Here is a 14,315-nt window from a genome sequence, read left to right as displayed (position 1 = left end):
CATAAACGCAGGCTCGCCCTGAATCGGTGGATATACACATACGAACAAGCTGAGTAAAATGGAACTGAAGAATAGTGTGAGTAGGATTTTGTAAAATGGTTGAACGGAACGCACTGTATGTACTCCTTTTTTGTGAGATTTCCTATATTTTATCATAAATGGGTTGAGAACAATTTCTGAAGTCAATTTAGGTATTATGGTATAAATAAATTTTGATAATAGTGCCCTTTTTCCTTTATTTGGTTCTGTGACTTTCACCTCATGCTGATGAATGAAGGAATGGTATAAAGTAAACCCTATAGACAGATAATTATTCATCACATTTAAGAAAAGAGATGATCTTATGAACGTAACAAAATGGTTTGGTGCTGCCCTTCTTTCTGTTTCACTATTGGTGACCGCAGCTTGTGCGAACGATAGCACTCAAGAGAATAATCAAAGTAATCAAGAAAGCACTACCAGTGAAACAAAAGAAAAAAACACGGCTGTTGAGACAGGGAATAAATCTTTATCCAATATTAAGGTGCTGGCAACAGGCGGAACGATTGCCGGTAGTTCAGACAGCAATACAGATACGACTGGATATAAATCTGGTGCACTTGGAATCGATAAAGTCATTGCTTCCGTACCACAGCTGAAGGATATTGCAAATGTCACGGGTGAGCAAGTAGCGAACGTCGGCAGTGAAAATGTGGATAACGCTCTGCTTTTAAAATTAGCGAAACGAGTCAATCAGCTTTTAAATGATGATCAAGTGGATGGCATTGTGGTGACACATGGTACAGATACATTAGAAGAAACGGCCTATTTTTTACATTTGGTTGTAAAAAGTGATAAGCCAGTGGTGGTTGTGGGTTCAATGAGGCCGGCATCTGCCATTAGTGCGGATGGCCCGCTTAACCTGTATCATGCAGTGAAAATTGCTTCGACAAAAGAAGCCAAAGGCAAAGGTGTAATGGTGACATTAAATGACCGAATTGCCTCTGCTCGTTTTATTACGAAGACAAATACCACCACAACCGATTCGTTCAAGTCTCTTGAGCAAGGGTACATTGGAGAAGTGGCGGGTGAAGTTGTCTCTTTCTATAACGAACCGACAAGAAAACATACAGCTGACAGTGAATTCGATATTTCCAAGCTAAAAGAGCTGCCGCAAGTGGATATCTTATACGGCTATCAAAATGATCAAAAGTATGTGTATGATGCTGCCGTTAAAGCAGGAGCGAAAGGCATTGTCGTTGCCGCCGCAGGAAATGGAACGATGTCAACAGAAGCGATCAATGGGGCAACAGATGCAGTGAAGAAAGACGTGGTGATTGTGAGGTCAAGCCGTGCAGGAAATGGCATTGTCACACATGAAAAAATGGATGATGAACATCATTTTGTCTCATCGGATTCATTAAATCCACAAAAAGCACGCATTTTACTCATGCTGGCTCTGACGAAAACAAAAGATCCAGATAAAATTCAATCCTATTACGAGCAGTATTAAAAAGAAGAAGACCCGACGAATCATTGGGTCTTTTTTATATGTGTACCTGATGTTCAGCCCGTTTTTTTAAAGAGAGTAAAATGTCTCTCCAAACATCATCTATATCAGTCAGAAAATGTCCTGCTTGCTCGATATAGTGCGTTTTGGCGTTTGGAATGTTGGGAGCAATGCTTTCTATCTCTGCAAAAGGGGCCATCTGATCCTCTTTTCCATGCCAGACATCCACAGGGATTTGTATATCTTTCATATCGAATGCCCATGACCGTGAGAGTAAATCTGGTTCATGAATACATTCATCAACCGATTGACGAGTAGCTTCGTATAAATGCCGCATCATCAGCTCCAGTTGCTCATCGGTTTGAAGAAATTGCCGATCCGAAGGATGTAAATGTTTGTTCCCTTTTTTCGTTAGTTTCTTGAATTTCTCTGGTTTCTTTTCAATGAGTTTTTTCTGAGCGCGATAGCTTGCCTTTAAGAGCCAAGGCATTCTTTTACTGAGGAAAAAGGCAATCTTGTTCTCCTTTAGCATACTTTTAGGCGGTTTACCATCCTGAAATGGGGTGGTACTTGAGACGAGAGCAGCTGAAAGAATGCGGTCTGGCAATTGATAGGCACAACCAGCAGCGAATGCCCCGCCTCCAGAGACACCAATCACTGAAAAATGGGAGATATCAAGATGATCGGCCACTTCCTGTACGTCTTTTGCCCAGTCTAAAATGGTGCGGTCAGGTTGCGGATCAGATAAACCAAAACCAGGTCTGTCTAAAGAAATAAGACGAATGCCAAGCTCTTTTGAGATTGGATCATCATCTAAAAACATCACTCTCGATCCAGGTGTCCCATGAAAAAAGAATACTGGGAATCCTTCAAGATCACCGTATTGAGACAAACCAATATGACGTCCATCTTGCAAATGAATCCTGTCCATTTGATCATCCCTTTCATCGTTTATCTAACTTACATATTCATGCATGAAACGCCGGGTTAAGGCGTTTCTTTCGCAATTTGATAGATTTTTTCGTAAAGCGATAATAATGTTTTTAGATCTTCTTTTGAAAGCTGGGCATAGTATTTTTGAATAAGATGCAGCTGAATTTTTTCAATATCTTTATGATAGTCATGGCCCTTTTGAGCAAAATCAACAATGATTTCTCTACGGTTATGTGGATTAATCTCTCTTTTCACATATCCAAGCTGTTCAAGCTTTGATATGAGCTGGCTAGCGGCACTAGATGAAATGGAGAAATAATCAGCCAGTTCATTGATTGTTCTCGTCTTCGACCGCAGCAATTCAAGGGTCAGTTCTTGTTTGCTTGTTAAATCTGCATACTCATTTTTTAAGAATCGTTGATACTCTTCTACATAGATAGAACCTAGTGCGTTTGAGTACTCAATGATTTTTTTGCTGTAATGAATGATATCCTCATCCAATGACATCACCTCTTTTCTCCTATATTATATGCGATCTTAATATTTAAGTGAAGTTAAATGTTAAGGAAAATTAAATAAAAAGAGAATAGACTTGATGAGAAAATGACCTCTATCTCCACTTTTCATCAACAATGGACAAAGAATACTTCCTGTTTGGTGATGGCATAAATGATCGTTTTGTTTGTTTTCACTTAGATTCACTCCTTTGGAAGTCGGGACTTTTTCATTGAATTATGGGCGATCTCCATTTATAATAAAAAAATAAACCAACTGGTCGGTTTTATTTGTCCGTGTGAAGAAAAGCAAGGTAGAAGGGATTGTTCATAGATGACAAGTGCACAGAGCGGGGCTGGAAAAAGTGAAAAGACGAAGCAGAAAATTGTCACCGCTTCACGTGATTTATTTGCGAAAAAAGGATATTCGGAAACATCCGTGCGAGATATTCTAGAGGCGGCTGAGATTAGTAAAGGCAACCTCTATCATCATTTTAAAGGAAAAGAGTTTTTGTTCCTTCATATTATGGAAGAGGATCATCGATTCATGATGGAGACGTGGCATGAAGAGAAACAAACGCTGCATCGGGCCATTGATAAGCTCGCAGGGTTTGCAGAGCTACTTAGTCAAATGGGGATTAACTATCCTTTAATGAGAGCAAGTGAAGAATTCTGTGCCAGTGCATTTACATCAGATGAAGTCATGGAGCGGCTGAACAAGATTGATGTAGACTTTGATGATGTGATGAGAGACATCCTGCTTGAAGGAAACGAAGATGGCAGCTGGTCGATTCAGCATGTTGAATCAAAAGTGAAAATATTACTTTCTGTATTCTATGGATTAGACGTGTTATATAAAAATGACACGATGCAGCAGAAAAAGGAATTACAAAAAGAGGCGATCTCATTGTTTATTCACGGAATCAACCATCATGAGTAACAAGTGAGTCAGTAAAGGGGAAACAAACATCATGCAAAAACCGATTCGTGAGCAAAAAGCCGTACTTGTTATTTTATTAAGTAATATATTTATTGCGTTTTTAGGTATCGGTCTGATTATACCTGTCATGCCGCTCTTTATGAATGTCATGCATTTAACGGGCAGTACGATGGGATATCTTGTGGCGGCGTTTGCCGTTGCACAGCTTATCGCATCACCTATTGCGGGAAGATGGGTAGACCGATACGGAAGAAAGATCATGATTGTGTCAGGCCTTTTTCTATTTGCGTTATCAGAACTCGTTTTTGGCTTAGGAACACACGTATATGTTCTGTATTTTGCAAGGGTTCTTGGCGGTATTAGTGCAGCATTTATCATGCCGGCTGTCACCGCTTATGTCGCCGATATCACGACTGTTCAAGAAAGATCAAAGGCAATGGGGTATGTATCCGCTGCTATTAGTACCGGATTTATCATCGGCCCAGGAATTGGCGGATTTATTGCAGAATATGGCGTTCGCCTGCCGTTTTTCTTTGCAGCAGGGATTGCATTTATTGCTGTGATTTCATCTATGTTTATGCTGAAGGAACCATTAACAAAAGAAGAGCGAGAGAAACAAATGGATCAAGTGAAAGAATCGACCTTCTTTAAAGACTTGAAAAAATCGATTCATCCAAGCTATCTCATTGCTTTCATCATTGTCTTTGTGCTGGCGTTTGGACTATCTGCATATGAAACGGTCTTTAGCTTGTTTACAAATCACAAGTTTGGATTTGGTCCGAAGGATATTGCGATTATCATTACCGTCAGTTCAATTGTAGCCGTCATCATCCAAGTCCTCGTGTTTGGTAAAATGGTGAATGCGCTTGGGGAGAAACGAGTTATTCAACTATGCTTGATTGTTGGAGCAGTTCTCGCTTTTGTTTCTACAGTCGTGTCAGGCTTTATGGTTGTGCTGATCGTGACGTGTGTGATTTTCCTTGCGTTCGATTTATTGCGCCCTGCACTCACGACCTTCTTATCAAAAATCGCTGGCAATCAGCAAGGATTTGTCGCAGGGATGAACTCTACCTACACAAGTCTTGGTACGATTTTTGGCCCGGCACTTGGCGGTATTTTATTCGATCAAAATATTCATTTCCCATTCCTGTTTGCAGGTGTTGTCTTATTTCTTGGATTAGGCTTAACCCTTATTTGGAAGGGGAAGGCGACGGTTGAATCTGATTAGATGAGGGGCTCTAACTAGGGCTCTTTTTTTTGTTCCTTTTGGATAGATGATTGAAAAATAATCACAAGGTCCCTGTTGATAAGGTGTTATACATGTTAATCTAATACATGTTTTACCAAAATGCAGGAGGAGGATGTTCAATGCAAATTAAAGAGATTTTTTATATTCGGTGTATCTCGTGTTTGAGTGTTGTGTTCATTCATGCAATAGCCATTTTATCTAGCCCCCATTCATCATCTATTCTTGTAGCACTACTCATGTTCAGTACCCCGAGTTTTATTTTCATTTCTGAGTTTTTATTGGCTCATGCTTATCCGAATGGTACCCCTAAAGGATTTATGTGGAAGAGGGTGAAAGCCATCTTTTTCCCATTTGCTTTTATTGGGATTGTCGATGGTTTCTTGCATTCGGCATCGTTAAATGGAGGGGCAGTTGACTTTTTTAAAAGAGCTTCAGCAAATGTCTTATTAGGGAATTATATTGGTTATTTTGTTCTGATTATTTTTCAATTTTACTTTTTGCACATGTTTTTCCACAAAATGGCTAAGCGTACCTCAGCCAAATGGGTATTGCCGATCTCCTTTATCATCACAGTTGGTTATTTAAGTGTCATGAACCTCGTCAAAATCCCACAACCTCAATTACCTAATCCAATGTTCGGCTTAGAATGGATTCCATTTCCAGGGTGGTTGTTCTATTTTTGTTTAGCCTATTATTGTGGAGCGAATTATCAGCAGTTTATCACAAGACTTCATCGTTTTAAGTATGCCGTGTATGGACTTGTTTTGATTTCAGCAGCGACCCTTCTAAGTAATTCATATGTAGGTTTTTTCGAGTCTTCTTCTAAGAGACCAGACGTTGTTCTTTATACAGTCAGTATTGTCTTCTTATGTTTTCTCTTGTTTTCTAAAGTGAAAAGCGTTCCACCTTTCGTAGCTGTCATTAGTCAATATTCATTCACCATCTATTTGCTTCACGGGTATTTTCTAGGTATCTCTGTGTTACTATGGGGACAATTAAAAGATTATCCATTCTTTGTAGGGACAATCATCATATCAGCACTTGCAATTGCAGGACCTATCCTATTGTCACGGATAGCAAATCATTATAGATATGGCTATATGTTTGTCGGTAAAATCAACAGAACGAGGCGAAAAACAGTCGCTTCATAAACGTTTTAAAGGGGATCTTAAGAAGATGCCCTTTTTTTGTTGCCTAAAAGTACAATGCTTCTTGCCCGAAAGTACAATTTCAATCGACCATCTCATTGCTTAGAATAAAAAGATGAAGTTCACGAAGTTGAAGAAAAAGGAGTAAGTGAATGGCAAAATTTTTATATCATTTAGGAAAAAGTGCTTTTTCTAAGCCGAAACGGATGATTATCGGTTGGTTACTTGTTTTAGTAGCTGTTGTGGCGGCAACAATAGGGACAGGTGTTTCATTTAATGGCGATATGTCGATTCCAGGAACAAAGTCAGAAAAGGCAATGGATCTCTTGGAGAAAAAGTTCCCAGCAGGTGATGATGGCGGGACGATTCGTCTGATCTTTAAAGCACCTAAGGGTGAAACATTAGAAACAAAAAAAGTAAGAAACAAATTGAACGAAACGATCAAAGAAGTCAAAAAGGATAAAGCAGTCAAGCAAGTGACGGATTTATATCAGACATTTGCTATTAGTAAGGATAAGAAAATAGGGTATGCGGATATTACATACCGGGTAAAGGCGGATGAGGTAAAAACATCCTCAAAAGAGAAAGTATTAGATAGTATTAAGATTTCAAGAAAAGCTGGCATCCAAACAGAATTAGGCGGCTCCGTCACATTCTCAGAAATTGAGGTAGGCGGGATTTCGGAAGTCATAGGTATTGTCATGGCCTTCTTTATTTTAGCCTTTACCTTCGCTTCACTATTGATTGCAGGACTACCGATCTTGACGGCTGTCATTGGGTTAATAATCGGCGTGATGGTCATATTAATTACCTCAAATTTTGTTGAGATGTCTGCATTTAGTCTTACATTAGCTGTGATGATTGGACTTGCAGTAGGAATTGATTATGCATTATTTATCATTTCTCGTTATCGACAGTTATTAGCAGAGGGTTACGAATTGAAAGAAGCAGCTGCTAGAGCTGTTGCTACAGCAGGCAGCGCTGTATTGTTTGCAGGTGTTACCGTCGTAATTGCACTATGCGGACTTGTATTAGTCGGTATACCATTTTTAGGCGTTATGGGTCTTGTAGCTGCATTCATGGTACTATCAGTTATGCTTGTGTCTCTCACAATTGTTCCTGCCATACTAGGGATTCTTGGTGATAAAGTAAGCCCTTCAAGAAAGAATAAATGGTTCTCTAAATTACAATTTCAACAAAAAGAAGAAGCTACAGCTTGGGGAAGGTTTATCAAGAAGTATCCAGGTAAGATCATCCTAGGTGTCATTGTATTGACTGGTCTACTCAGTTGGCCAGCACTTCATATGGAGTTGGGTCTTCCTGATAACGGCATGAAGGGGAAGGAAACAACTGAACGTAAGGGCTATGACCTGTTAGCAGAAGGATTTGGTAAAGGGTTTAATGGGCCACTGGTTGTTATCATTGATGCCTCCCATGCAAATAACGCAATGAAATCTATTGAGAAAACAACAAAAGTATTAGAGAAGATGGATGGCATCAAACAAATGGCACCGCCTGTTCCTAATCCATCGGGTAAGTACGCCATGCTGACCATCTTACCGAAAAGCGGTCCGGAAGATAAGGCGACAAAGCAATTAGTCAAAGATATACGAAACGAATCCAGTCAGACTGCTGCAAAGTATGATGCGAAATTACTTGTTACTGGTTCTACGGCAGTTAATATCGATATTTCAGATAGACTCAGTGAAGCGTTACCGAAATTTGCAGGAGTCATTATTGGATTTGCTTTGATTTTGATGATTCTTGTGTTTAGGTCATTCCTTGTTCCATTAAAAGCGGTTTTAGGATTCCTTATGACATTGACCGCTACACTAGGTTTTTCAGTCTTTGTTTTACAGGATGGACACCTTGCGCCATTGTTTGGAATACCAGCAAATGGCCCATTGTTAAACTTTATGCCTGTACTAGTGACAGGAATATTATTTGGTCTTGCAATGGATTATGAGGTCTTTTTAGTCAGTCGAATGAGAGAAGATTTCCTTCAATCAGGTGATGCGAAAAAGTCCGTTGTATCAGGTTTGAAGCATAGTGGAAGAGTAGTGACTGCCGCAGGCTTAATCATGATCCTCGTCTTTGCTAGTTTTATCTTTGCAGATGACTTGATTATCAAAACAATGGGGTTAACGTTGGCATTCGGCGTTCTGTTTGATGCATTTGTCATAAGAATGACTTTTATCCCAGCATGTATGATGCTAATCGGACGAGCTGCTTGGTACTTACCCAAATGGTTTGAAAGCTGGCTTCCACGTATAGACATTGAAGGTGAGTCTATTTCTCAGAAGGATGAGAAAGAAGAGAAGGTGATTTAGTCACTGATAGTCTTACATGGTATGATTGATGATACCGCCATTACCTCGATAAAGGGTGGGCGGTATTTTTTGAATGAATATGAGGCTCGGATGGTGATATTTATGGCGAAACGACGGGTAGACCCTTTTAATGAAATGATCTATTCGCGCATTCCAACATTATTATGGGTCATTCTTGTTTATATTGCAGCAATGATATTTCAGTTTATAACCACCCCATTAGCACTTTCTAGCCTGTTTTTTTCTGCACTTATTGCCATACATCTGATTCTGCATTGGTGGTCATTTTACTGGTTTCAGCAGAATCCATGGGTATATTTTCTGATTCAAGGAATAGTGATTCTACTTTGTGTTTCAGTCATGCAGGCGGCTTCCCCTGTGATCTTAATTGGTCTGTTACCGGTACTAATAGCGCAAAGTATTGGGGTATATTATCATACATTGAAGGTGATTTTGACAGGGCTTAGTTTTTATGTTCTTTTTTTTCTTGCCCTTATTTTGGTCAATGATACAGATGATTTGACCGTATATATTCCTATTTTGTTTTTGATTCTGATTGTAGTCATCGCATACTCCATTTTATTTTTTAGACAAGTCAAAGCTAGAATTCGTACACAAACATTTTTAAAGGAACTTGAATTGGCCCATCAACAAGTGGAAGAGCTGACACTTGCAAATGAGCGTCAAAGAATGGCGAGAGATTTACATGATACCCTTGCACAAGGGCTGGCAGGTATTATTATGCAATTAGAAGCGGTCCATGCCCATTTAGAGAATCAGAATGTTGAGCGCGCTCAAAGCATTATTAAAGGTTCAATGAGCCATGCGCGGACGACGTTAGGTGAGGCGAGATTGGTCATTGACGACCTTCGAACATACAGCCAGGATCAATATGACTTAGCTGATTCTGTGAAAGATGAAGTGAATCGGTTTATGACGGCGACGAATATTCCAGTTCATACAAAAGTGGCTGTCTCTTATCAAGTGTCCCCTTTCCTCATCGAACATACTGTATACATTGTCAGTGAATGTTTGACGAATATTGCCAAGCATGCCAAAGCAAGTAAGGTCGAATTGATGATGAAGCAAAAAGATGATCACATCTCCTTGCAAATCACAGACAATGGAGTGGGTTTTGATGAGAAAAAACAAGAATCCACTTCCGGGCATTACGGTCTAATTGGTATGTCAGAACGTGCCCGACTGCTTGATGCACAGCTACACTTGAAAAGTGAAAAAAATGAAGGTACACAAGTGACGGTAACCATACCTTTGAAAAAGGAGTAAAAACAATGTCTTATCAAATTGTGATTGTCGATGATCATTTTGTTGTTAGAGAAGGATTAAAATTAATTCTTGAGACAGATCAACGATTTGATGTTGTTGGTGAAGCAGAGGATGGAGCAAAGGGTTTAGATATCTTGAAAGAGAAGGCTCCAGACCTTGTATTACTTGACCTCAACATGCCTAACATGAGTGGGCTTGAGATGTTAAAAGAGATGCAGTCTCTTCAATTAAAAGTACCGGTCCTGATTCTCACTACCTATAACGAAGAGAAATTAATGATTGAAGGGCTGCAACTTGGAGCAAAGGGCTATCTTTTAAAGGATGCCAGCAGAGAAAATTTATTTTATACAATTGAAGCAGCTATCAGAGGGGATATTCTTCTTCAAGCAAACGTCGCTGCTAAAGTATTTGAATCAACAGAGCATCAAGTGACTCCGACCCATTTGAAAAAAGAAATAAACATGCTGACTGAAAAAGAGATGCTTGTCTTGCAAGCAGTGGCTAGAGGATATCGAAGTAAGGAAATTGCATTTGATATGGGGATTTCCGAGAGAACTGTCAAAGCTCATTTAACAAATATTTATCAAAAGCTGGAGGTCACTTCAAGAGCGGAAGCAATTAAAGCAGCAGTGGAATTAGGGGTGATTCATTTTTAGAGAGAATGAGTTAGTAGCAGAATAATAGAAAAGAGACCTTTCAAATAAGGTCTCTTCAGCGTGTAGACAAACCCTCGCATTCGGTGTCAGTCCTGCGCTTCGGTGCTCACGAATGTCAAATTCGCTCCGCGCCGATGCTCGTCCTTCCTAGACTGCAAAGGTTTTCTATCACGCTGAAAAGAAGACAAAGGGCTAAAATCAAGTTCATTTTAGCCCTTTGTCAACAATCTGAAGAGACCTTTCAAATAAGGTCTCTTTTTTTAAGGCTGCGGCTTCAGGTGATTCAGTGCCTGCGCCAGTTTTTGATTTTGTTGTTTTTTGTAAAATAGAAAGGCGATGATATGGCCTACTAATGTGAGAAAGGCTATACCGATAAAATAAGGCATGATCCATTCGAGCAGTGTAGTCGAATATAAAGCGACGGCTCCTACTTGAAACCCTAAATTGACGACAGTGGAGATGAGAATGTTGATGGGTGCTGGAAAGGTAAAGTAGTTCCATAGTAAAGGATACATGACCCCAAAGACGATGCCTGCCAAAGTACCGATGGCAATGATGTGCCACACGTAATGAAAAGGGATAGAGGATGACCATTGAGTGATGGACAGGATGAGTGTCAGCCATACGATAGAGACAAAAGCTGTTTGCATAAATTGATGTTTTAGTTCCTTGATCATTTGAATCGCTCCTTTATATATTTGGCGTAATGACGACTGACGGTGTAGCTGTTTTTCGAGATGGTTTCGACCTCTAAGCGAGCGTACGTACCAGCGACAAAGCTGTCGACTTGCGCTAAATTGAGAATGACTGCATTGTTGATACGATAGAAATGTTCACGCTCTAACGACTTCAGATCCTTCAGCCGTTTACTGAGAAAATACGTCGTACCTTGAGTCGTGATCACCTTTGACAGATGTCCAAGCGCAGAGATCGCTTCAATTTGTTCTAATGGTAAAAGAGACTGCCGATCATTTTTTGGATCTTTGACCGTTAGAGATGTACTAGTCTCCAGCATTGATGTTATCTTTTGTAAACGCTCTTGATTATGTGGATGGCTGATGACGTCTACTTCCGTCACATCCTTTTCTTGATTCCAGAAAAAACGAAATTTCATTCATAAACCTCCTCTCACAATGAGCATAGCAATAGATGAAAGCGAATGCGATGGAATGTTGCTTTGATGCAGAAGAATTCTTTTTGTTGCAAAGATTCACTGCGAGTCTACGGCTTTCCTTTATAATGAAAAGATACTCGTTCGTGAATGGAGGGATGATGTTGTATCTTGTAGATCAACAAAGGACAGGAGCGGTGAAAGAGGAAATTCTGCGGATTGATCCTGCCTATCCAGTGTTCGTAGATGCGATACTCGATGGCGTGATACAAGGAGATTTATATGTGGATCACCGAGATCACCCGTGTGTCTATTTTGCAGGGACGACAACCGGCATTTATTATGTCGCAGGCAGGACAGAAGCAGCACTCTCATTATGTTCAACGTTCATTGTGGATGTTTATAAAAAGCAGAAAAGAGAGAACGGACGTTTCACTTTGTTTTCAGCAAATCCAGCATCAGATGAGATGATGAAAAAATGCTTCGGTTCCCAACTGAATGAAATGAAAAGACATGCGTATTCTTATGACTTGACCTCTCCTGATCTGATTGTGCCTGATCAAGATGAAATGATTAAACGCACGAATGAACAAGTCATTGCCGCTAGCAAAGTATTCCCATCCAGCTATTATGAAGCATATTGGGGAGGAGTAGATCACTTTTTATCTAATGGCGTCGGAGTTGCCATCTTAAATGGTGAAGACGTGGTCAGTGAATGTATCTCTATTTTTTCAAGTGAAAAACGTGTGGAAATCGATATTTGGACAGATGAAGCCTGCCGTGGAAAAGGGTTGGCTTTGTTAGCAGCTCAGCAAATGATCAGCATCTGTGTTGAAAAAGGGAAGACACCGCATTGGGATTGCGATGTCCATCATGCAGCCTCGGCCAAATTGGCAGAGAAGCTAGGTTTTCAGTGGACAAAGACGTATCGCTTATTTTATGCCTCACACTGAAAAGGTTTTGAAATACCAAGCATCCATGGCAGAATGCTCTGAGCCTTCAATCGGTGTAGGAAGAAGAGAAAAGTCATACCGTTGATAAAGACCAGTAGCAGCTGTTAATTCACTGCGGGTTTCTAAATAACAAGCATCGTAGTATGTAGCAGCATATTGCAGGGCCGTATCCATCAGTTTCTTGCCCGCACCTTTGCCTTGTGCTTTTGGGCTTAAATAAAGCTTTTGTAGCTCACAAATGCCATCTGTGAAAGGGGCAATGCCAACGCCACCAACAATTTCACCATGTTCTTCGGCAATCCAATAGGCTGCATGAGTCAATGATTGATAGTATTCGAAAAGCTGATCAAGGTGCGGGTCTGTGTAGGCTGTACCTTCAATCGCAAGATTCGCTGATTCTAATGACTGGCGGATAATGGCCGCGATAAAAGGATTGTCCTGCTTTTGAATCGGTCTAATATTCATTGGAAAAACCTCCGTTGTCATAGGATAAAAAAGAAAAGGAGTTGATGCGATATGTTCTGGCTGCAAACCGCTATTTTTACTGTCATTGTACTCTGTCTCTCGTGGTGGGCAGGAAAAAGACGCAGGCATCGCCATGCCGGGCTGATTGTTCCGGTATGTATCACCTTGTTTGGATTGCTGTTATTGATCGGCAGTTTCTTCATCGGCAGATGGGAAGGGATGGCGCTCAGCATATCAAGCGTCTCTATCGTTCTCTCTTCTATCATTTGTTTGATCATCGTTACAGGGGTTCATTTGTTTAAAAAAGATGACCCATCGTAGGCTGGGACATTTTTATGATTTGATTCTATCGTATTCCTCACGAAGGATGCCCATCATGATGACATCCGAATAAGCACCGTTGAAATAGAGCGCTTGACGTCTTTTTCCTTCATATTGAAATCCGGCTTTCTCATAGCTTCGAAAGGCTCGTGGGTTATGGGAAAAAACTTCAAGCTCAAGCCGATTGAGTTCTAACGTCTCAAAGGCAAATGTTTGGACCATCCGAACAGCCTCAGTGCCATATCCTTTGTGAAAATGCTCTGGACCATGCAGCGCAATGCGGAAACTTGCCGTATGGTTTATCGGATCAATATCTACAATCGCCGCATCCCCGATCATTTCTTTCGTGTCTAGCAGACAAATAGCAAAGTCTCGTCTACTGTCATCTAGCAGAAAACGGGTATAGGCTGAACGAATTTCTTCTAGTGTGAACGTTTTGCGTGTGCCAGTCATATAAAGTGTTTCTGCATGCTGGCATCCTCTATGAATACCAGGATAATCTTTTTCTTCAATCGGTCTCAAGAATAATCGAGTCATGATGGATCAGCCTCCTCTATATATCGGGAGATTTCAATTAAGTTCATATCAGGATCACGGATATAAATGGATTCAATCGGACCTAATGCACCAGAACGTCTGACCGGACCTTCTTCAATTGGAACAACCTGCTTTCGAAGATGAAGCAATAAACTGTCTATATCTAAATCGGTGATAAAACACAAGTCAGCAGATCCAGGCTGGGGATGAGCAGCTTTTGGTTCAAATTCATGACCCGCTTCATGAAGGTTAATCTTTTGTAAGCCAAAACGAAGGGCTTTACGGCCTTCTCCAAAAGTTTCTTCCTTCATTCCTAATACGTTTGTATAAAAGCGAATGGTTTCCTCCATATGTTGAACAGTCAACACGATATGATCAAGTCGTCGTATCATCAGTCTCTCC

16 protein-coding genes are annotated in these 14,315 nt (G+C 40.4%); 9 read left to right on the top strand and 7 right to left on the bottom strand.

The window, feature by feature from the left end:
• Positions 1–343: 343 nt before the first annotated feature.
• On the top strand, positions 344–1,492 hold the full coding sequence (locus tag N521_RS05495) for a type II asparaginase (protein WP_007496435.1): 1,149 nt from the start codon (positions 344–346) through the stop codon (positions 1,490–1,492).
• A gap of 34 nt (positions 1,493–1,526) precedes the next feature.
• Here N521_RS05495 and N521_RS05490 read toward each other — a convergent pair whose 3' ends face one another.
• Positions 1,527–2,420: an alpha/beta fold hydrolase gene (locus tag N521_RS05490; RefSeq protein WP_035390346.1), complete on the bottom strand. Its 894-nt coding sequence runs from the start codon at positions 2,418–2,420 to the stop codon at positions 1,527–1,529.
• Positions 2,421–2,476: 56 nt separating this feature from the next.
• Entirely contained in the window at positions 2,477–2,929 is a 453-nt protein-coding gene (locus tag N521_RS05485) for a MarR family winged helix-turn-helix transcriptional regulator (RefSeq protein WP_007496431.1), read from the bottom strand.
• A gap of 321 nt (positions 2,930–3,250) precedes the next feature.
• On the opposite strand from N521_RS05485, the gene N521_RS05480 reads away from it, so the two are divergent.
• The 6 genes from N521_RS05480 (at position 3,251) to N521_RS05455 (ending at position 10,526) form a co-directional block, all read left to right on the top strand.
• Positions 3,251–3,856 carry a TetR/AcrR family transcriptional regulator gene (locus N521_RS05480; RefSeq protein WP_017358446.1) on the top strand — a complete coding sequence of 202 codons (606 nt, stop codon included), beginning with the start codon at positions 3,251–3,253 and terminating at the stop codon, positions 3,854–3,856.
• 31 nt (positions 3,857–3,887) lie between these two features.
• Complete coding sequence (locus tag N521_RS05475; protein ID WP_017358445.1) at positions 3,888–5,084, top strand: MFS transporter; 1,197 nt, start codon at positions 3,888–3,890, stop codon at positions 5,082–5,084.
• Between the two features lie 140 nt (positions 5,085–5,224).
• The gene (locus tag N521_RS05470) at positions 5,225–6,256 is read left to right on the top strand and encodes an acyltransferase family protein (protein WP_017358444.1); all 1,032 of its coding nucleotides are present in this window, start codon (positions 5,225–5,227) and stop codon (positions 6,254–6,256) included.
• A 149-nt stretch (positions 6,257–6,405) separates the two neighbouring features.
• Positions 6,406–8,583: an MMPL family transporter gene (locus N521_RS05465; protein ID WP_035390343.1), complete on the top strand. Its 2,178-nt coding sequence runs from the start codon at positions 6,406–6,408 to the stop codon at positions 8,581–8,583.
• 102 nt (positions 8,584–8,685) lie between these two features.
• Positions 8,686–9,870: a sensor histidine kinase gene (locus tag N521_RS05460; RefSeq protein WP_035390686.1), complete on the top strand. Its 1,185-nt coding sequence runs from the start codon at positions 8,686–8,688 to the stop codon at positions 9,868–9,870.
• Between the two features lie 5 nt (positions 9,871–9,875).
• Positions 9,876–10,526 carry a response regulator gene (locus N521_RS05455; protein WP_017358441.1) on the top strand — a complete coding sequence of 217 codons (651 nt, stop codon included), beginning with the start codon at positions 9,876–9,878 and terminating at the stop codon, positions 10,524–10,526.
• Between the two features lie 260 nt (positions 10,527–10,786).
• On the opposite strand, the gene N521_RS05450 is transcribed toward N521_RS05455, so the two are convergent.
• Together N521_RS05450 and N521_RS05445 are read right to left on the bottom strand one after the other, a co-directional pair.
• The gene (locus tag N521_RS05450) at positions 10,787–11,203 is read right to left on the bottom strand and encodes a hypothetical protein (RefSeq protein WP_035390341.1); all 417 of its coding nucleotides are present in this window, start codon (positions 11,201–11,203) and stop codon (positions 10,787–10,789) included.
• Complete coding sequence (locus N521_RS05445) at positions 11,200–11,640, bottom strand: LytTR family DNA-binding domain-containing protein (RefSeq protein WP_035390339.1); 441 nt, start codon at positions 11,638–11,640, stop codon at positions 11,200–11,202. Before N521_RS05445 ends, N521_RS05450 begins: the two co-directional genes overlap by 4 nt.
• Positions 11,641–11,801: 161 nt before the next feature.
• Here N521_RS05445 and N521_RS05440 point away from each other — a divergent pair, with 161 nt between their 5' ends.
• Positions 11,802–12,590: a GNAT family N-acetyltransferase gene (locus N521_RS05440; protein WP_035390337.1), complete on the top strand. Its 789-nt coding sequence runs from the start codon at positions 11,802–11,804 to the stop codon at positions 12,588–12,590.
• Here N521_RS05440 and N521_RS05435 read toward each other — a convergent pair.
• A complete protein-coding gene (locus N521_RS05435; RefSeq protein ID WP_035390335.1) occupies positions 12,582–13,055 on the bottom strand; it encodes a GNAT family N-acetyltransferase in 474 nt (157 codons plus the stop codon). The genes N521_RS05440 and N521_RS05435 overlap by 9 nt on opposite strands.
• 51 nt (positions 13,056–13,106) lie before the next feature.
• Here N521_RS05435 and N521_RS05430 point away from each other — a divergent pair, with 51 nt between their 5' ends.
• Positions 13,107–13,376: a YesK-like family protein gene (locus N521_RS05430; protein ID WP_035390333.1), complete on the top strand. Its 270-nt coding sequence runs from the start codon at positions 13,107–13,109 to the stop codon at positions 13,374–13,376.
• A 12-nt stretch (positions 13,377–13,388) separates the two neighbouring features.
• Here N521_RS05430 and N521_RS05425 read toward each other — a convergent pair whose 3' ends face one another.
• Complete coding sequence (locus tag N521_RS05425) at positions 13,389–13,913, bottom strand: GNAT family N-acetyltransferase (RefSeq protein ID WP_024719169.1); 525 nt, start codon at positions 13,911–13,913, stop codon at positions 13,389–13,391.
• Positions 13,910–14,305 (bottom strand): VOC family protein, encoded by a 396-nt coding sequence (locus tag N521_RS05420; protein ID WP_008346708.1) that lies wholly within the window; start codon positions 14,303–14,305, stop codon positions 13,910–13,912. The genes N521_RS05425 and N521_RS05420 overlap by 4 nt, the downstream gene beginning before the upstream one ends.
• Between the last annotated feature and the right edge of the window lie 10 nt (positions 14,306–14,315).

The organism is Bacillus sp. UNC125MFCrub1.1 (assembly GCF_000701305.1).
GTDB classification, from domain to species: domain Bacteria; phylum Bacillota; class Bacilli; order Bacillales; family Bacillaceae; genus Bacillus; species Bacillus altitudinis.
This window is presented reverse-complemented; position numbering and strand designations above follow the sequence as displayed.

Excerpts from the sequence above, each read along its gene's own strand:
- N521_RS05460 (WP_035390686.1), top strand. The coding sequence starts at position 8,686 with ATGGCGAAACGACGGGTAGACCCTTTTAATGAAATGATCTATTCGCGC.
- N521_RS05485 (WP_007496431.1), bottom strand. The coding sequence starts at position 2,929 with ATGTCATTGGATGAGGATATCATTCATTACAGCAAAAAAATCATTGAG.
- N521_RS05425 (WP_024719169.1), bottom strand. The coding sequence starts at position 13,913 with ATGACTCGATTATTCTTGAGACCGATTGAAGAAAAAGATTATCCTGGT.
- N521_RS05470 (WP_017358444.1), top strand. The coding sequence starts at position 5,225 with ATGCAAATTAAAGAGATTTTTTATATTCGGTGTATCTCGTGTTTGAGT.
- N521_RS05475 (WP_017358445.1), top strand. The coding sequence starts at position 3,888 with ATGCAAAAACCGATTCGTGAGCAAAAAGCCGTACTTGTTATTTTATTA.
- N521_RS05455 (WP_017358441.1), top strand. The coding sequence starts at position 9,876 with ATGTCTTATCAAATTGTGATTGTCGATGATCATTTTGTTGTTAGAGAA.
- N521_RS05435 (WP_035390335.1), bottom strand. The coding sequence starts at position 13,055 with ATGAATATTAGACCGATTCAAAAGCAGGACAATCCTTTTATCGCGGCC.
- N521_RS05465 (WP_035390343.1), top strand. The coding sequence starts at position 6,406 with ATGGCAAAATTTTTATATCATTTAGGAAAAAGTGCTTTTTCTAAGCCG.
- N521_RS05430 (WP_035390333.1), top strand. The coding sequence starts at position 13,107 with ATGTTCTGGCTGCAAACCGCTATTTTTACTGTCATTGTACTCTGTCTC.
- N521_RS05420 (WP_008346708.1), bottom strand. The coding sequence starts at position 14,305 with ATGATACGACGACTTGATCATATCGTGTTGACTGTTCAACATATGGAG.
- N521_RS05445 (WP_035390339.1), bottom strand. The coding sequence starts at position 11,640 with ATGAAATTTCGTTTTTTCTGGAATCAAGAAAAGGATGTGACGGAAGTA.
- N521_RS05450 (WP_035390341.1), bottom strand. The coding sequence starts at position 11,203 with ATGATCAAGGAACTAAAACATCAATTTATGCAAACAGCTTTTGTCTCT.
- N521_RS05490 (WP_035390346.1), bottom strand. The coding sequence starts at position 2,420 with ATGGACAGGATTCATTTGCAAGATGGACGTCATATTGGTTTGTCTCAA.
- N521_RS05480 (WP_017358446.1), top strand. The coding sequence starts at position 3,251 with ATGACAAGTGCACAGAGCGGGGCTGGAAAAAGTGAAAAGACGAAGCAG.
- N521_RS05495 (WP_007496435.1), top strand. The coding sequence starts at position 344 with ATGAACGTAACAAAATGGTTTGGTGCTGCCCTTCTTTCTGTTTCACTA.